Consider the following 15,085-nt stretch of genomic DNA (forward strand, 5'->3'; position numbering starts at 1 on the left):
CGCTCAGGCCGCCACGCTCTCGGCGAGCAGCCCGTCCCGGATCATGTCGTCGATGAAGGCGTCCACATCGGCGCGGATGCGGTTCCTGATCGTCGTGCTGGGCCCGCCGAACAGCAGGCACAGCCGGTTGATGACCGACTCGCGGTCACCGTCGGCGGCCAGCAGGACCCAGATCTGCGCGCCGGTCTCGTTGAGGGTGAGGAACTCGCCGGTGTCGGTGTGGTAGAGCGAGACCCCTCCCGCCGTCTCGTTCCAGATCACCGATTCACTGATGTGCAGGGACAACGTCCGACCTCCTCGGTACCGGCATGATGGGCAGCAGTTTGCGGACCTTGGCCGCGCGTTCGGGCGACGGCTCCCAGGTCTGCCACTGGTCGAACACGGGGTGCACGTCACCGCCGGCGACCAGCCGGGGGACGGTCATCTCGAGGTTGTGGTCGGCGATCTCGGCCAGCGGGACCCCGCTCTCCTGCCACAGCTGGGTGACCACGCCGTGCCGCAGGATCCGGCACAGGTGCCGGCTGTTGCGCTTGAGGTCGCCGGACTCGGACATGTGAGCCGCGCGGCAGCCGCCACCGCAGGCCGCCTTGATGTAGCACTTGTCGCAGTCGGCGTGGTAGTCACCGCCGTAGACCGTGCTGCGCCGCATGCCGGCCAGGACCGGGCTGGCGAAGATCTCGGTGAGCCGCTGCCGGCGGATGTTGCCGGCGTGGTCGGCGTCGCCGGTGACCAGCTTGCACGGGTAGACGTCACCGAGGGAGTTGACGTAGATCTCGTTGCCGCCCATGCCGCAGTTGCCCTTGACCGAGCACGGTGTCACCGGCTTGGGGCCGTCCGGGCGCAGTTTGCCGGCGGCCGGTGAGGTCCACACGATCTGCTGGACCCGCAGGTGGTCGCTCCAGCCGAAGTCGTAGTTGTCGCCCTTGCCGCGGCCCAGGTCGTTGTGGTTCATCAGCCGGATGCTGTGCACGTCGATGCCGGTCATGAAGGACGCGAAGTCCTCCAGCTCGTCGACGTTGTCCGAGGTGACGATGTGGTTGATCGCCGGGGCGACGCCGGCCTCGTTGAGCAGCCGCAGCGCCTGGTAGGTCTTGGCGAACGCGCCCTTGCCCCGGGTCCGGTCGTGGGTCTCGGCGGTGCCGCCGTCCATGCTGATGGTGACGGCGGTGAAGAGCTCGGCGAACCGCTTGGCCTGGTGCGCGTTGCGGATCATCGTGGCATTGGTGATGATCTTCGACTGCAGACCGAGGCTGTTGGCGTGCTCGACGATCCGGAACAGGTCCTTGCGCAGCATCGGCTCGCCACCGGTGAACACGATGGTCTTCGCACCGAAGTCGGCGATCTGGGTGACCAGGTCCAGCGACTCCTCGGTGGTCAGCTCCCCCGGCAGGCACTTCTCCGAGGAGGCGTAGCAGTACGGGCACCGCAGGTTGCAGCCGTCGGTGATCGCGTAGTAGGCGATCGTCAGCGGGGGCTCGGTGACGCGGACCGTGGGCCGGTTGCCGTTGAAGTAGACCAGCCAGGACAGGATGAGCTTGGCCAGGGCGCGCTCGGTCGCCGCGGTCGCCTCCAGGGCGGCGCCGCCGGCCAGCGCCCGCAGCACGCCGAACTCGGCCGGGTCGAGGACGCATCGCGCGCCCGCCTCGGGGTTCACCACGAGGTGCTCCTCGCCGCGAACGAAATAGGTCAGGCCCTTCGGCACGTCGAACAACGAGCGTCGCTGGGCCAGGCTCTCGCGCATCCGTCTCCTCCTCACCGGTCCGTCGCGGGTGCGGCCGCTTGGCACGGCCGCACCCGCGACGTGTGCGGACCTACTTGTTCGAGCCGGAGCCGGACCAGGCGCCGCAGGCGCACAGCATCGCGGCGTCGAAGCCCTGCTGCGTCGCCTCGGGCTTCGTCCAGTCCTGCGAGTGCGCCTCCACGTCCGGAAGGATGGCGGCGAGCCGGTTCCGGGTCGAGATGAGCACGTCGGTCTCGTTCTGCGTCAGGCTGCTGTAGAACGCCTCGAGCTCGGGCGACATCGTGCCGCCCAGGATGCCGGCTTCGCGCAGGGCATCTGCCGAATTGAACGCCATGCCTGTCCTCCTCTTTCGGTGCAACGGTCGGGTTGAGATCGAGCCTGCGGGGTGCCGGTGAGCCGTTCAACCCCACGAATGTGGGTTGCGGTGCCGGCCTCACCAGAGGTTGTCTGAGGTGGTCGCACACCTGCGGGGCAGCAGGAAGGCGCGCAGCAGGTTGGGCACGTGCAGGTCGGTCGCCGGGTCGCCGGGCGAGACGCGGACCAGGCCGGATCCGATGAGGACACTCAGCACGTCCACCATGTCGTCCGGCGGCCGGCCCAGCACCGCGGCCGCACCCGCCGCCGTCCAGGACCGGGGCAGCCCGGCCAGCTCCCGCAGGACGGTCCGGTGCCCGTCACCCAGCGAGGCGACGGTGGAGCCGATCAGCCCGCCGATGGTCTGCGCGGGAGCACCCGAGCGGGGCGGCACCGGCAGATCCAGCAGGGCCCGCACCGGCACCTCGAGGAGCTGCCGCAGGCTGAGCACCCGGAACCGCCCGGCCACCACTTCCAGGGCCAGGGGCAGCCCGTCCAGCCGGCGGCACAGCTCCGCGGCGGCGCCGACGTCGGCGGCGCCGAGCGCGAGACCGGGCCGGACCTCGGCGAGGCGGTCCAGCAGCAGGCGCACCGACGGTACGCCGCCGAGCGCGTCCACGGAGGCGGCCGCCGCCCAGTCCCGTCCGGGGGTGGCCAGCGGCGAGATCACCGCGGCCTGCACCCCGGGCACGTGCCAGGGCGCCCGGGAGGTGCTGATCACCCGCAACTGCGGGCAGTACGCGAGCAGCTCCGCCACCCCGGCGGGCGCCCGGACGTCGGCCACCCCGTCCAGCACCAGCAGCACCTCGTGCCGGCCGATCACCTGCGCCACACGGGACACGTCGGCCGCACCCGAGCCGAGCAGCAGGCGCAACGACCGGGCCAGCGGGCCGAGGGCGCCGGCTTCGTCGCCGGTTCGCGGCTGCGCGCCGAGCCAGAGCACCGGCCAGCCGCGCCGCGCGGCGAGCCGGGCCGCCACCTCGGCTGCCAGGCGGGTCTTGCCCACCCCGGGCAGCCCGGAGATGGAGATCATCCGCCGCCGCCCGGTCTCCAGCACCTCGACCATCGTGCGCACCTCGGTGTCGCGGCCGAGCATGGCGTTGACCGGTTGCGGGACGGCCGGTCCGGCCTCGGCACCGGCCGGCGCCGGCCGCCGGCCGCACAGCCCGGCGTGGATGAACAGCTCCCGCATCAGGCCCTGCAGCCGCAGACCGTCGGCGAGCAGCTGGATCGTGCGGGTCCGGGCGTTCGCCCGCCCGGACTCCAGATCGCGGATGGCGCGGGGGCTGATCGTCGAGAGATCGGCCAGGGCCCCCTGCGTCAGGCCGGCCCGTTCCCGGTACGAGCGCAGCAGCTCGGGAAAGGACCGGTCCGGCAGGGTGGCCGGTGGGGCGACGATATCGGTCACAGTGCCTCTTCCTGACGGCAGTCTTCATCCACGGACCGGCGGATCCCGCCCGGCGACGGGCCGGCACCCGGCCATGGCCGGACACCGGTGAACCGGACGGTGGGCACGGCGGTGGCCGCGACCACACCGATGACCCCGCATACGACATCCGCCTCGTGGGCGGAACCGGCGGTCACGAACAGGACCGCGTGCAGGCAGTCGCACCGCCGGCGGACCCGGACGTGCTCGATGTGGCCGGACAGGTCCGCCGGCGCCCGCAGCAGTCCTGCGAGCAGCACGCCGGGGGCCGGCGCGCGGTACCGGTCACAGATCGAGAACCGTAATTCGACGGCATACACGGAACCTATTCGACAATGCCCGGAACGGTCATGGGCGCACCCCATTCGAAGGTGCGCTGAATGGAATGGGTGCCCGCGTGCACCAGCGGTCCGAATGCCAACACGGAGGTCACGGCGAGCACAATAGCCACTACCAGCACCTTCATTTTTTCCTCCTGGGTAAGGGGCCGGAACCCGGCGCCGCCAGTCAAACGCATCCCTCACGAAGTGTCATCAGAATCTGACGTGAAGTAGTTGCCAGGCCACATCCGGCCACGTCGGACATCCGAAAGTCGCCGGTAAGAGCTGGTTTCCGGCCTCTTGTACGGACATCACGCCGACATCGCCGACCGGTCGGCAAATGCACGTGCATTCGACCGGACGCCGGGCCCGTCCGAACTGGACGTAAAGGATGTAAACGAACCTTACGGGTAATTACCTTCGACCTACCCCAATATCGAAACGGCCCTGTTTCCACCGGACGGCCGAGCTGTCTAGAATGCAATTCGCGACATCGATTTCAGCCAATCAGCAATGGGGGGCACTGTTGCTGCACCGCCAGCCACCCACGCACGATCGGGTCACGGTGGCGTACGCGATCCTGCGCACGAGCCCGGACCTCAATCTGGACGGCTTCGCCACCCGGCTGGGGATGGCCGTACCGGAGGCGGCGGCGCTGCTCGATCAGCTCGTCGACCTGTCGCTGGTACGCCGCAACGAAGAGTCGGGCCGGTTCTACGTGCCGACCACTCCCCTGATGGCCATGCAGCAGATCATCCAGCGGGAACGTGCCGCCCTGGACGCGCGGCGCCGCAGCCTCAACGAGAGCTACGACATGCTGGCCGACTTCATGGCCGACCTGCCCGAGGACCTCGATGCGCCCACCGCGGCGCCCGCCCCTGACCGCAGCCCGTCCGGCGCCTACGCCACCGCCGAGCGCATCGAGGGCGTGACGGCGGTCCGCGAGCGTCTGCAGGAGCTGGCGGACCAGTCCCGCCAGGAGGTGCTGTCGTTCGCCCCACCGGCGCGCGACTCCGGCGCCGCCCGGCGCGCCAGCCGGCGCCCCGACCAGGAGGTCCTGGCCCGCGGGGTGATCACCCGCACGCTGTACCTGGACACCATCGTCAGCGAGCCCCAGGCCCTGGCGTACGCCCGCGAGCTGATCGCCGCCGGCGGCCAGGTCCGGCTCGTGCCCACCCTGCCGATCCGCCTGATCATCGTCGACCACGTCGTCGCGGCGATCCCGATCGATCCGAGCGACGGCTCGGTGGGCGCGCTGATCCTGCACGACGCGAGCACCGTCAGCGCCATGGAAGCGCTGTTCGAGGCGTACTGGCGCGACGGCCGCCCCGTCCCCGGCACCGCCACGGCGGACGAGGCCAGCGCGACCGACATCGCCATCCTGCGGCTGCTCGCCACCGGGGCCAAGGACGAGGCGGTGGCCCGTCAGCTCGGTGTCTCCGTGCGCACCGTGCGGCGGGCCATCGCCACCATGATGGGACGGCTGAACGCCGAGTCCCGCTTCGAGCTCGCCGTCCGGGCCGCGGCGCGTGGCCTGCTCGACTGACCCTCGGTCACCTCGCCGCTGCTCGCGCGCGGGTGCGCTGGACGTCGTAGGCGAAGAACCGCCGGACCGCGCCGCCGAGGTCCTCCTCGCCGGTGAAGCCGCGCCGGGCCATCTCGACCAACGGCGTCGTGCCGGCGCCCTGCCAGTGCCGCAGGAAGATCCTGGCGCAGAGCGCGGGCGGCGGGATCGGCGTCCGGTAGCGGGTCTGCTCGGCCGCCTCGTCGGCCTCGCTGACGATCGCCGACCACCGCGCCCAGCTGTCCGAGCAGCGCAACCGGGCCAGCACGGCCGGCCGCCAGTCGACCGACTGCCAGGACGGCCAGACCCGCACCATGATCTGCCGCAGCCGCTCGGTGCCCGGCAGGCCGGCCGCCTCCGCCGGGGTGAGCCAGGACGCGAGCCCCGCGGGCAGCGGATCGGCGACCGCGCCGAGCCGGGACGCGACATAGCCGTCCGGAGACACCCCGGCGGCGTCGGCGAGCTCCGCCAGCAGGCCGGTCAGCGCCCGGGCGTGCACCTGCGGGTAGTCCTCGTCGAAGAGCCGGGCGGCGTCCAGCACGTCCAGATCGGACATCCACCGGCCCGGGGCGTACTCGCGCCGGGTGGCCCGGCTCAGCGCCTGGTCGCGGCTGATCCCCGTGGTCACCGCGGTCGTGACCGGCACCGGCGGCAGGTCGCCGGCAGCCACCGCGCGCAGCGCCGCCATCGCGTCGAGGCGTTTGCGGTCCCACTCGCCCGTGCCGATCAGCTGGTCCAGCAGGTCCAGCGTCTGCCGGTGCGCGCCGCCGAGCGCCCGCCGCAGGTCCGGCCAGCTCCGGAGGACAAACGGCAGCGCGCGGGCGGTCTCGATGACCCGGGCGGCGGACCCGGCCGGGATCAGGCCGCGGCGGATCCCCTCGCGGCAGCCGTACCGCAGGTTGACCAGGGCCACCGTCTGGGCCGGGTAGCCCATGACCGCGGGCCCGTGCACCACGCCGACCTCGTCGTCGCCGTCGATCTCGCCGCCGGCGTACATGGCGTGGACCTCGCCCAGGCCGCGCATCCCGTACGGCGACAGCTCGGCCGCCCGCAGCGCACCCATGCTGGCCGTGCCGATCACGTCCACGCCCGCGCCGAGCAGCCCGAGGATCTCCTTGTGGCCCACTGAGCGGCGCTCCCGGAAGAAGCCGTCGATCAGGACCGCCGTGTCCCCGGGTCGCCACGGGCCGGCGTGCAGGTCACCGCGGGCGACCGGGGCACGGACCTCGGCGTCCGGCAGCACCGTGTGCACCTCGTCGGCGGAGACGGTCGGACCGGCGTAGACGACCACTGTGGATCGGCTCATCACAGCACCTCCGGGCAGATCCGGCTGCCGGGCGCCACCACCTTGACGACCGGCACGGCGATGTCCTCCCGGGTCAGGTCGACCACGAGCGGCGGGTACGAGAACGCGGCGGTCGCCCGGGCCGTGACGTCCTCGAGGTCTTCCAGCAGGCTGCCGTGGCAGGTCGGCGCGGGCAGCAGCGGGCCCAGGTCCGCGGCCGGTCCGGAGGGTTCGCGGCGACGGACCGCGCCGGGCTGGTCGATGGAGTCCTGCAGGTCGTCGCGGGCACCGGAGATGTAGGCCAGCCGGGCCTGGGCGGCCTCGGTGACGGCCCGGCTCAGCGCGATGCCGGCGTCCAGGTGGCAGCCGAAGCCGTACATGGCGGCCGGGTAGTCGTCGCAGGACACCCAGGCCAGGAAGCACGGGAGCCCGGTGGGCGAGGCGACCAGCCGGGTCTCCAGGGTGACCCCGGCGGTCGCGATCAGCGCGCACAGGTCGTCGACCACCACCGAGCCCAGCGAACCGGGGTCCACCCGGACGCCCGGCTCGCCACCGGCCCGCACCGCGGCGGTCAGGCTGTCCCGTTCGATCACCTCGTACAGCGCGTGCAGGGTCGCCTCGACCAGGGTGTTCCCGCTGGCCAGCCCGTTGGTCGACTCGAAGAAGGCCGGCGGGTTCCAGCCCGAGCGCTGTTCCAGGGTGAGCCGCACCGTGGGCAGCGGGACCAGCGTGGCGGACCCGTCGGCCAGCGACCGGGCCGCCAGCCACTCCAGCGGCAGCCCGTCGTGCAGCACGCTGAGCGTGCCGGCCGGCAGCGCCGCCACGTCGTAGCCGAGCTCGTGCCGCAGCTCGCGGGGTGACGCGGTCAGCACCGGCGTCATCGGCTGCTCGACGTGCCAGGTCTCCACCGACTCCAGCAGCGCCGAGAGCTTGGCCAGTTCCGGGGTCACCCCCTTGCCCTGTGACACCGCCAGGGTCCGCGACAGGGGACGGACGGCCTGGTAGGTCGGGATCGCGAGGGTGTCCAGACGGGTGATGTCGGCGACCCGGGTCACCCCGACCTTCGCGGCGGCCTCCCGGGCCATCCGCAGGGTCGCCGCCGGCGGCCGGGCCCGGTTGGTGCCCGGCAGCCGTACGGTGGTCAGGTCGCGGTCCGTGGCGAGCCAGGACAGTGCGGAAGTCGTCGTCGGCATGTCCGCTCCGGTCTCAGAGGTTGCGGGTGCGGCGCAGCAGCGCGTGCCCGGCCAGACCGTTGGCGACCACCGCGACCACGAACAGGACCACCAGGCTGGGCCAGGCGGTGCCGATGCCGAACAGCGCGGCGTCGCGCATGCCGTTGACCGCGTAGGTCACTGGGTTGACCACTGAGATCCACTGCAGCACGACCGGCAGTTGCTGGGTCGGCGACAGCGACGGCGCGGCGAACACCAGCACCGTCATCGACAGCGTGGTCAGCACCATGAACGTGCGGTAGTCGCTGATGCTGATGGCCGCGGCCATGTAGATCCCGTTGAACGCCACCGACGCCAGGATCAGCGCCAGCAGCAGCCAGCCCCAGCGCGCCGGGTCGAACGGGTAGTCGAAGACGATGGCGGCCACGATCAGCGCCAGGATGCTCTGCGCCAGCACCAGCGATACCCCGGCCAGCACCTTGCCGAGCAGGAACCGCGAGCGGCGCAGCGGCCACGACCACAGCTGGGTCGACACGCCGCTCATCTCCTCCTGGAACAGCGCCATGCCGGTGGTGCCGGACGCGCTGATCACCGACATCGCGAGCACCATCGGCAGCAGGAACACCGCGTACGGCAGCACGGTGCCGCGGTAAGTGATGTCACCGACCACGTTGCTCAGTGAGGTGTTCACCAGCAGCAGGTAGACCAGCATCGGCGCCAGCCCGAGGATCAGGTTGACCCGGTTGCGGGCGAGCAGGGCGTACTCACGGTAGAACACCGCGGACAGGTCGGCCGCTTTCGTCGATCCCACCGGCGGAGTGGTCTTGAACGCCAGGTCGGTCACGACCCTCATCCCCTGTTCTCGGTCATCCGCAGGAACACCTGTTCCAGCGAGTCGGTGACGGTGCCCACGCCGGTGATCGCCACCGCCGAGTCCTGGCAGTACCGGGCCAGCTCGGGCAGCACCTCCCGCACCTGCGCGTCCTCGATGCGGACCTCGAGGTTGTCCACGGCAGCGGTGTAGCCGGCCGACTCGGCCCACTCCAGGACGACCTTGCCGGCGACCGCGTCCTCCACGGAGACCAGCAGGTGCGCGCCGCCGTACTCGCGGACGAGCTCACGCGGGTGGGCGAAGCGCAGCACCTTGCCGCGGTTGATCACCAGCACCCGCTGGCAGTTGCGCTCGATCTCGTCGATGTGGTGGCTGGTCCACAGCACGGTGACACCGCGCTCGTCGCGCAGCCAGCGCACGAACTTCTCGACCTCGTGCCGGCCCGCCACGTCCAGCCCGGCGGACGGCTCGTCGAGGATGAGCAGGCGCGGGATGGTCAGCAGCGCACGGACCATCTGCAGGCGCTGCCGCTGGCCGCCGGAGAGCTGGAAGACCAGCTGCGGCAGGGCCTCGGCCAGGCCCAGGTATTCGGCCACCTCCATCGCCCACGGCCGGACCGCGCGCCAGGAGACACCCCGGAACCTCGCCGCGATCTGCAGGTTGTCCAGAGCCGACAGCATCTCGTCGTACGGCCCGGACTGGTGCATCGCGCCGATGCCGTTCTTGGCCGCCACCGGCTCGTGCACCGGGTCCGCCCCGAAGACCCGGATCCGGCCGGTGGTGGGAGGGGTCACTCCACAGATCATCTTCATCAGGGTGGTCTTGCCGGCCCCGTTGGGCCCGAGCAGCCCGACCGTCTCGCCCTGGGCGATATCGAACGAGATGCCGTCCACCGCCGGGGTGTCCTTGCCCCGGTAGCGTTTGGTCAGCTCCACGGCTGTCACCACATCACTCGACACGATTCCTCCCTCCATTCCTCATGCCATTTTCCGGCTTCTTTCCCCGGCATTCACCCACCCGGTGAACGGGCGGCGGAAAGAAATGACAGGCCACCGGTGAACGATGCGAATGTGCACTTCGGACCCGGATCGGACCCTACGCGCCGGGCGGAAGCGCGGCGGTCGCGTCGCCCGAAGCTGCCGCTGAACTGCCGCTGATCTGCCGTTGGGGCACCGTTGGCGTCACTAGCATTCGGTCATGGCCATCACCGGTTCGGCGAATAGCATCGGCGCGCAATCCGCCGTTGTTCTCGTCAATGGCGCCGGGGGCCGCGAGCTGGACACCGTGCACGATCTGCTCACCCGGGCGCTGGGCACCCCCGCGGTGCTGCTGAACCACCGGGACCTGGCCCGGGTGCCGCTCTCCCTCGACCTCGCCACCGGCGTCCTGCACGTGCACGGCCGGCGGGTGCGCCCGGTCGTGGTCTGGGCCCGGCACACCTCCGCGGCCGCGCTCGCCGTCCAGGTCCCCGGATTGCGGGTGCTGGACGCGGTGTCCTGGTCGGGACTGTTCACCCACCTGGCCGCCACCGCGGACGCCGCCCTGCCCGGCAGCGCCCCGGCCGGCCCGGGCCAGCTCACCGATGCCGAACGCCTCGGCGTGCGGGTGCCGCGCACCGTGCTCAGCACCGCACCGGAGCGGGACGCCGGACGGGTGACGGCGGTCCGCGCCGTCGTCAAGACCCAGGACTTCCGGCTGTACGAACCGGACCGGCGCCGCTGGCCCGGGGCCCGGCCGCGGCTCGCCGGCGACGCCGCGGGCCCGGACCAGGGCCGCCCGATGGTGCTGCAGGAGTACGTCGCCCACGTCCGGGAGCTGCGCGTCTACTACCTCAACGGCGGGATCTGCGCTTTTGAGATCGACAAGCCGGGGCCCGCCAGCCCGTGGACCGAACCCGATCGCGTCACCGTGACCCGGGTGGACTGCCCGGCCGAGGCGCGCACCGCGGTAGGCGTCCTGTGTGCCGCCTGGAGCCTGCGGTTCGGCGCGTTCGACCTGCTCGTCTCGCACACCCGGGAAGTGGTGTTCCTGGAGGTCAATCCCGACGGTGACTGGCTCTGGTTCGAGCACCGGGCGCGGTGGCACGGTGTGTCGTTCATGGCCGCGGTGATGGTGCGTGAGTTGTTCATTCAAGGCACGTCGTCAGGAGCTCACGCAGATGACCACAGCACTGGGTAAGTCCGTGTCGGCCCGCGAGATGCAGCTGCTGACCATGCTGGCCCGGGGCCACACCACCGACCGTGCGGCCCGCGAGCTGCGCCTGAGCCGGCACACCGTCGGCGAGGAGATCAGCATCCTGCTGGACCGGTTCAACTGCCGCAACCGCGCCGAACTGGTCGCCTACTGCTACGTCCACCGGCTGCTGCCGATCGGCATCTGGCCGCCGTCCGTCTCCCACCCGTGAGGTGCACGATGCGCGATCCCCTGACCGAGCTGCGCGCGGCCGGTTTCCCCGTCGACCAGCTCAGCACCTCGCAGCGTGAGGTGCTGGCCGCGCTCACCGAAACCGAGCTCACCGTCCTGGTCTCGGTGCAGTCCCGGCTCCAGCAGGCCGCCGGCGAGGTCGTGGCCCACGACGTGAAGATGCTGTGACCCCCGGTGAGCCGCAGGTTGGTGGTGGTCCTGTTCCTCGACCTCGTCGGGTGGACGCGGCTCGCCGAACGGGTCGACCCGGAGCCGTTGCAGATGCTGATGGAGCGGTACTACGAGATCTGCTCCAGCGCCGTCGAGGACCACGGCGGCGTGGTGGAGAAGTTCATCGGTGACGCCATCATGGCGGTGTTCGGCGCCGACACCGCCCAGGAGGACGACGCGCTGCGGGCCCTGGGCGCCGCCTTCGAGATCCGCACCGACGTGGGCGAGCTGCGCGACCCCGGCGCCACCGTCCCGCCGTTCGAGATCCACTGCGGCATCGCGGCCGGGGAGGCGCTGGTGGCCCGGTCCCCGCGGGCCGGGTTGCGGGTGGTCGGTGACGTGGTGAACCTGGCCGCCCGGCTGCAGTCCGCCGCGGTGTCCGGTGAGATCCTGGTGAACGACACCGTGGCACGGCTGGCCCGTACCCGGATCGCCCTCATGCCGGTGACCCCGCTGACCCTCAAGGGCAAGACCGACCCGGTCCCGGCCTGGCGGGTGACCGGCGCCGACGACGACCACCGGCCGGCCGACGGGCAGATGGTCGACCGCACCGTCGAACGGGCCCGCATCCTGGACAGCTATCGCTGGGTCGCCGACCGGCGCCGGGCCCGGACGGTGGCGGTGCTCGGGCCGCCCGGGATCGGCAAGACGCGGCTGGTCCACGAGGCGCTGGGTGAGCTCGACGCGGTGGTCGCGGTGGTCGGCACCTGCCCCTCGTACGGCCCGCACGGCGCCTGGGTGGCCCTGAACCAGATCCTCGAGGCGGTCACCCGGCAGGCTCCCCGCAGCCAGCAGCTGGTCCTGGCGGACAGCCGGATCGCCACGGTGCTGGCCGGGCTGCGCGACGCCGCCCTGTCCCGGCGGCCCGGCGCGGCACCGGGGCCGGCGGTCGACGAGGTGTACTGGGCCGCCCGGGAGGTGCTCGCCGCGGCCTGCGACCGGCCGCTGGTGGTGGTCTGGGACAGCCTGGAATGGGCCGGGGAGACGCTGTTGCGGCTGATCGGCGAGCTCATCGACGGCCTGCCGGACCTGCCACTGCTCACCGTCTGCGTGGCCCGTCCCGAGCTCACCGTCATGGACCTGCCGTGGCTGTGCGGGCTGGGCGAGCGCGACCTCATCGAGGTCGGCGCCCTGGCTCCGGCCGACAGCGCGGTCCTGGCCGCCTCGCTGGCCGGCGCCACCGACGACGCCGAGGTGCTGGCGCACACCCTGGACCTGGCCGACCGGGCCGCGGTCTACGGCGCGGGCAACCCCCTGTTCATCAAGCTGGTCCTGGAGGCGGTGCCGGGCGGGCCGGTCGAGCAGATCCCGCCGACGATCACCGCCATGGTCGGCGCGATGATCGACCGGCTGCCCGCGGCCGCCCGCCAGCTGCTGGTCGCCGCGTCCGTCGTCGGGCTCAGCTTCACCGTCGAGGAACTGGCCTGCATCGGTGAGCCGGTGCCCGCCGCCGCGTTCGACGCCCTGCTGCGGCGGTGGCTGATCTCCCCGGCCGAGGACGGCCACGGCTACCGCTTCGTCCAGCAGCCGGTGCACGAGGTGGCGTACGGCCGGCTGGAGAAGGAACGACGGCTCGCCTGGCACCGGCGCCTGGCCGAGCACGACGTCAGCCCGGCGTTCCACTTCGAGGCCGCCACCCGGCTGCTCAACGCCCTGCGCCCGCGGGACCCGGAGCTGGGCGCCCTGGTCGAGCGGGCCGCGACGGCCCTGCTGGCGGAGGGCACCGCCGCGCTGCGCCAGCGGGACATCCCGACGGCGGTCGGCGTGCTCGGCCGGGCGGTGAACCTGCCCGGCGGTTCCCCGCGGTGGCGGGTGCTCGCCACGATCCGGCTCAGCGACGCGCTGATGCTCTCCGGTGAGCTGCCCCGGGCAATGCGTGCCGTCGCCGCCTGCGCCGATCACCTGCCCTGCCAGGTGCAGCAGCACCTGCTGGCGGTCCGCGCCGGCCGGATCCCGGAGGCCACCGTCGCGGCCCTGCTCGCCGCGTTGCGGGCCGACGAGACCGATCGGCTCGCCTGGTGCCGCTTCGAGCAGCTGCGCATGCTGCTGCTGCTCAACAGCGGCAGCTTCGGCGCCGCCGAGCAGGCCGCGGTCACCGCCCTCGGGCACGCCCGCGCGATCGGCGACGTCTACGAGGAGGACCGGCTGCTGGCCGCCGTCTGCGAGATCCGCCAATGGTCGCCCACCCCGGTCCGCGACACCCTGGCCGGCTGCCAGGAACTGCTCGTCCGCTTCGCCGCCGACCGGTTCCTGCTGGTGCCGGTCCTGGCCGTGCAGGCCCGCTGCCTGGCGCTGACCGGCGACCACGCCGGCGCGCTGGCCGCGCTGGCCGAGGCGGGTGCGGCCGCCGACCAGCTGCGCCTGAGCATGGGCCGGATCCTGATCGACCAGGCCGCCGGGATGGCGTGCTCGCTGCGGGGCGATCACGTCGGCGCGGAACGCCACCACCGGTGGGCGGCCGACCGTCTCGTGCGGGGCGGGCACGCCACCGCCGCGCTGACCAGCCAGGTCCAGGCGGCCCGCGCCCGCGCCCGGCAGCAACCGCCGCACGGCACCGCCGCGGAGATCATCACCCTGCTCGACCGCCGGGACGACATGGACGTCCGCGGCGAGATCCTGTGCCTCTCGGCCGCGGTCCGCCTGGCCGCCCGGGACAACCGCGCGGAGACCCTGATGGGCGACATGCTGACGCTGCTCGACCGGACCGACGACGCCTGCCTGCGCGGCGAGGTCTACTTCGACCTCGCCCAGGCCCACCGGCACCTGGGTCACCACGCCGAGGCGGACGCGATGGCCGGCGCCGCGATCGACAGCTTCGCCACCGTCGGCGCGACCCGCCCCCTGGCCACGGTGACGGCATGGCGATGAGCGGCCACCCCTGGCGGCAGGACCGCCCCCGGCACGCCACCGGGCTGCCCGCCTGGAGCATGCCCGCCGAGCACTACCGCGACCAGCCGGTGCCGGCGAACGTCTTCCACGGCATCGACCCGGACTGGGCGTGGGGCGGCGCCGACGGCCGCGGCATCCGGGTGTGCGTGCTGGACAGCGGTGTCGACGGGTTCCACCCGATGGTCGCGCCGGTGGACCAGGCGTGGCAGGTGGTCACCGGTGACGACGGGCGTACCCCGCGGGTCGAGGCGTGCGAGCCGCGCGATTCCGCCGGGCACGGCACCGCCTGCGCCGGCATCATCCGCGGTCTCGCCCCGGCGGTCTCGCTGAGCTCGATCAAGGTGCTGGGTGACGGCCGTTCCGGCAGCGGCGCCGCGCTGATCGCCGGGCTGTCCGCCGCGATCGACGAGGGTTTCGACATCATCAACATGAGCCTGTCCACCGCCCGTCCGGAATACCGCAACCGGCTGGCCGAGCTGTGCGACCGCGCCTACTTCCGGCGCTGCATGCTCGTGGTGGCCGCGCACAACCTGCCGATCGAGAGCTTTCCGTGGAACTTCGCCTCGGTCATCTCGGTCGCCAGCCACGACCAGCAGGAGTCGCTGCGGTACTACTACAACGCCGCGCCGCCGGTCGAGTTCTGCGCACGCGGGCTGCGGGTGCCGGTGGCCAGCCCCGGCGGCGGCACGAGCTGCAGCACGGGCAACAGTTTCGCGGCACCGCACATCGCCGGGATCGCCGCGCGGATCCTCAGCAAACACCCGTGGCTGACCCCGTTCCAGCTCAAGAGCGTCCTCTACCACTGCGCTGACAACATAACGAGCAAAGGAGTCGACGGTGGAGTCCTCGCCACACGAAACACTTGACG

16 protein-coding genes are annotated in these 15,085 nt (G+C 72.2%); 6 read left to right on the forward strand and 10 right to left on the reverse strand.

Going from position 1 to position 15,085, the window contains the following annotated elements; genetic code table 11:
* Positions 1-3 precede the first annotated feature (3 nt).
* From ACIBQZ_RS26010 to ACIBQZ_RS26035, 6 genes are all read right to left on the reverse strand, one after another.
* Entirely contained in the window at positions 4-285 is a 282-nt protein-coding gene (locus ACIBQZ_RS26010) for a PqqD family protein (RefSeq protein WP_396091389.1), read from the reverse strand.
* The gene (stsB, locus tag ACIBQZ_RS26015) at positions 266-1,741 is read right to left on the reverse strand and encodes a StsB family radical SAM/SPASM domain sactipeptide maturase (RefSeq protein WP_396091390.1); all 1,476 of its coding nucleotides are present in this window, start codon (positions 1,739-1,741) and stop codon (positions 266-268) included. Before stsB ends, ACIBQZ_RS26010 begins: the two co-directional genes overlap by 20 nt.
* A gap of 70 nt (positions 1,742-1,811) precedes the next feature.
* Positions 1,812-2,075 (reverse strand): StsA-related sactipeptide RiPP, encoded by a 264-nt coding sequence (locus ACIBQZ_RS26020; RefSeq protein ID WP_396091391.1) that lies wholly within the window; start codon positions 2,073-2,075, stop codon positions 1,812-1,814.
* A 99-nt stretch (positions 2,076-2,174) separates the two neighbouring features.
* Positions 2,175-3,503, reverse strand: a complete 1,329-nt coding sequence (locus ACIBQZ_RS26025; protein ID WP_396091392.1) for a helix-turn-helix domain-containing protein — start codon at positions 3,501-3,503, stop codon at positions 2,175-2,177.
* The gene (locus ACIBQZ_RS26030; RefSeq protein ID WP_396091393.1) at positions 3,500-3,841 is read right to left on the reverse strand and encodes a hypothetical protein; all 342 of its coding nucleotides are present in this window, start codon (positions 3,839-3,841) and stop codon (positions 3,500-3,502) included. Before ACIBQZ_RS26030 ends, ACIBQZ_RS26025 begins: the two co-directional genes overlap by 4 nt.
* A gap of 5 nt (positions 3,842-3,846) precedes the next feature.
* A complete protein-coding gene (locus ACIBQZ_RS26035) occupies positions 3,847-3,987 on the reverse strand; it encodes a hypothetical protein (RefSeq protein ID WP_396091394.1) in 141 nt (46 codons plus the stop codon).
* 419 nt (positions 3,988-4,406) lie between these two features.
* Here ACIBQZ_RS26035 and ACIBQZ_RS26040 point away from each other — a divergent pair, with 419 nt between their 5' ends.
* Positions 4,407-5,387, forward strand: coding sequence for a LuxR C-terminal-related transcriptional regulator (locus tag ACIBQZ_RS26040; RefSeq protein WP_396091395.1), 981 nt, complete (start codon positions 4,407-4,409; stop codon positions 5,385-5,387).
* A 7-nt stretch (positions 5,388-5,394) separates the two neighbouring features.
* Here ACIBQZ_RS26040 and ACIBQZ_RS26045 read toward each other — a convergent pair whose 3' ends face one another.
* Genes ACIBQZ_RS26045 through ACIBQZ_RS26060 form a run of 4 tightly spaced genes read right to left on the reverse strand, consistent with a single transcriptional unit; the run spans position 5,395 to position 9,653 of the window.
* Positions 5,395-6,711: a TfuA-like protein gene (locus tag ACIBQZ_RS26045; RefSeq protein ID WP_396091396.1), complete on the reverse strand. Its 1,317-nt coding sequence runs from the start codon at positions 6,709-6,711 to the stop codon at positions 5,395-5,397.
* Positions 6,711-7,883, reverse strand: a complete 1,173-nt coding sequence (locus ACIBQZ_RS26050) for a YcaO-like family protein (RefSeq protein WP_396091397.1) — start codon at positions 7,881-7,883, stop codon at positions 6,711-6,713. Before ACIBQZ_RS26050 ends, ACIBQZ_RS26045 begins: the two co-directional genes overlap by 1 nt.
* A 13-nt stretch (positions 7,884-7,896) precedes the next feature.
* Positions 7,897-8,715 carry an ABC transporter permease gene (locus ACIBQZ_RS26055; protein ID WP_396091398.1) on the reverse strand — a complete coding sequence of 273 codons (819 nt, stop codon included), beginning with the start codon at positions 8,713-8,715 and terminating at the stop codon, positions 7,897-7,899.
* Complete coding sequence (locus tag ACIBQZ_RS26060; RefSeq protein ID WP_396091399.1) at positions 8,712-9,653, reverse strand: ATP-binding cassette domain-containing protein; 942 nt, start codon at positions 9,651-9,653, stop codon at positions 8,712-8,714. Before ACIBQZ_RS26060 ends, ACIBQZ_RS26055 begins: the two co-directional genes overlap by 4 nt.
* 238 nt (positions 9,654-9,891) lie before the next feature.
* On the opposite strand from ACIBQZ_RS26060, the gene ACIBQZ_RS26065 reads away from it, so the two are divergent.
* Genes ACIBQZ_RS26065 through ACIBQZ_RS26085 form a run of 5 tightly spaced genes read left to right on the forward strand, consistent with a single transcriptional unit; the run spans position 9,892 to position 15,083 of the window.
* Positions 9,892-10,872, forward strand: a complete 981-nt coding sequence (locus ACIBQZ_RS26065; protein ID WP_396091400.1) for a hypothetical protein — start codon at positions 9,892-9,894, stop codon at positions 10,870-10,872.
* Positions 10,853-11,098, forward strand: a complete 246-nt coding sequence (locus ACIBQZ_RS26070) for a response regulator transcription factor (RefSeq protein ID WP_396091401.1) — start codon at positions 10,853-10,855, stop codon at positions 11,096-11,098. Before ACIBQZ_RS26065 ends, ACIBQZ_RS26070 begins: the two co-directional genes overlap by 20 nt.
* 8 nt (positions 11,099-11,106) lie before the next feature.
* Positions 11,107-11,286, forward strand: a complete 180-nt coding sequence (locus tag ACIBQZ_RS26075) for an aroma-sacti cluster domain-containing protein (protein WP_396091402.1) — start codon at positions 11,107-11,109, stop codon at positions 11,284-11,286.
* A 6-nt stretch (positions 11,287-11,292) separates the two neighbouring features.
* Positions 11,293-14,196 (forward strand): adenylate/guanylate cyclase domain-containing protein, encoded by a 2,904-nt coding sequence (locus tag ACIBQZ_RS26080; RefSeq protein WP_396091403.1) that lies wholly within the window; start codon positions 11,293-11,295, stop codon positions 14,194-14,196.
* The gene (locus ACIBQZ_RS26085) at positions 14,187-15,083 is read left to right on the forward strand and encodes a S8 family serine peptidase (protein WP_396091404.1); all 897 of its coding nucleotides are present in this window, start codon (positions 14,187-14,189) and stop codon (positions 15,081-15,083) included. The genes ACIBQZ_RS26080 and ACIBQZ_RS26085 overlap by 10 nt, the downstream gene beginning before the upstream one ends.
* Positions 15,084-15,085 lie beyond the last annotated feature (2 nt).

The organism is Actinoplanes sp. NPDC049599 (genome assembly GCF_044465625.1).
GTDB lineage: Bacteria > Actinomycetota > Actinomycetes > Mycobacteriales > Micromonosporaceae > Actinoplanes.

Excerpts from the sequence above, each read along its gene's own strand:
- stsB (WP_396091390.1), bottom strand. The coding sequence starts at position 1,741 with ATGCGCGAGAGCCTGGCCCAGCGACGCTCGTTGTTCGACGTGCCGAAG.
- ACIBQZ_RS26020 (WP_396091391.1), bottom strand. The coding sequence starts at position 2,075 with ATGGCGTTCAATTCGGCAGATGCCCTGCGCGAAGCCGGCATCCTGGGC.
- ACIBQZ_RS26035 (WP_396091394.1), bottom strand. The coding sequence starts at position 3,987 with ATGAAGGTGCTGGTAGTGGCTATTGTGCTCGCCGTGACCTCCGTGTTG.
- ACIBQZ_RS26045 (WP_396091396.1), bottom strand. The coding sequence starts at position 6,711 with ATGAGCCGATCCACAGTGGTCGTCTACGCCGGTCCGACCGTCTCCGCC.
- ACIBQZ_RS26050 (WP_396091397.1), bottom strand. The coding sequence starts at position 7,883 with ATGCCGACGACGACTTCCGCACTGTCCTGGCTCGCCACGGACCGCGAC.
- ACIBQZ_RS26055 (WP_396091398.1), bottom strand. The coding sequence starts at position 8,715 with ATGAGGGTCGTGACCGACCTGGCGTTCAAGACCACTCCGCCGGTGGGA.
- ACIBQZ_RS26065 (WP_396091400.1), top strand. The coding sequence starts at position 9,892 with ATGGCCATCACCGGTTCGGCGAATAGCATCGGCGCGCAATCCGCCGTT.
- ACIBQZ_RS26070 (WP_396091401.1), top strand. The coding sequence starts at position 10,853 with ATGACCACAGCACTGGGTAAGTCCGTGTCGGCCCGCGAGATGCAGCTG.
- ACIBQZ_RS26075 (WP_396091402.1), top strand. The coding sequence starts at position 11,107 with ATGCGCGATCCCCTGACCGAGCTGCGCGCGGCCGGTTTCCCCGTCGAC.
- ACIBQZ_RS26085 (WP_396091404.1), top strand. The coding sequence starts at position 14,187 with ATGGCGATGAGCGGCCACCCCTGGCGGCAGGACCGCCCCCGGCACGCC.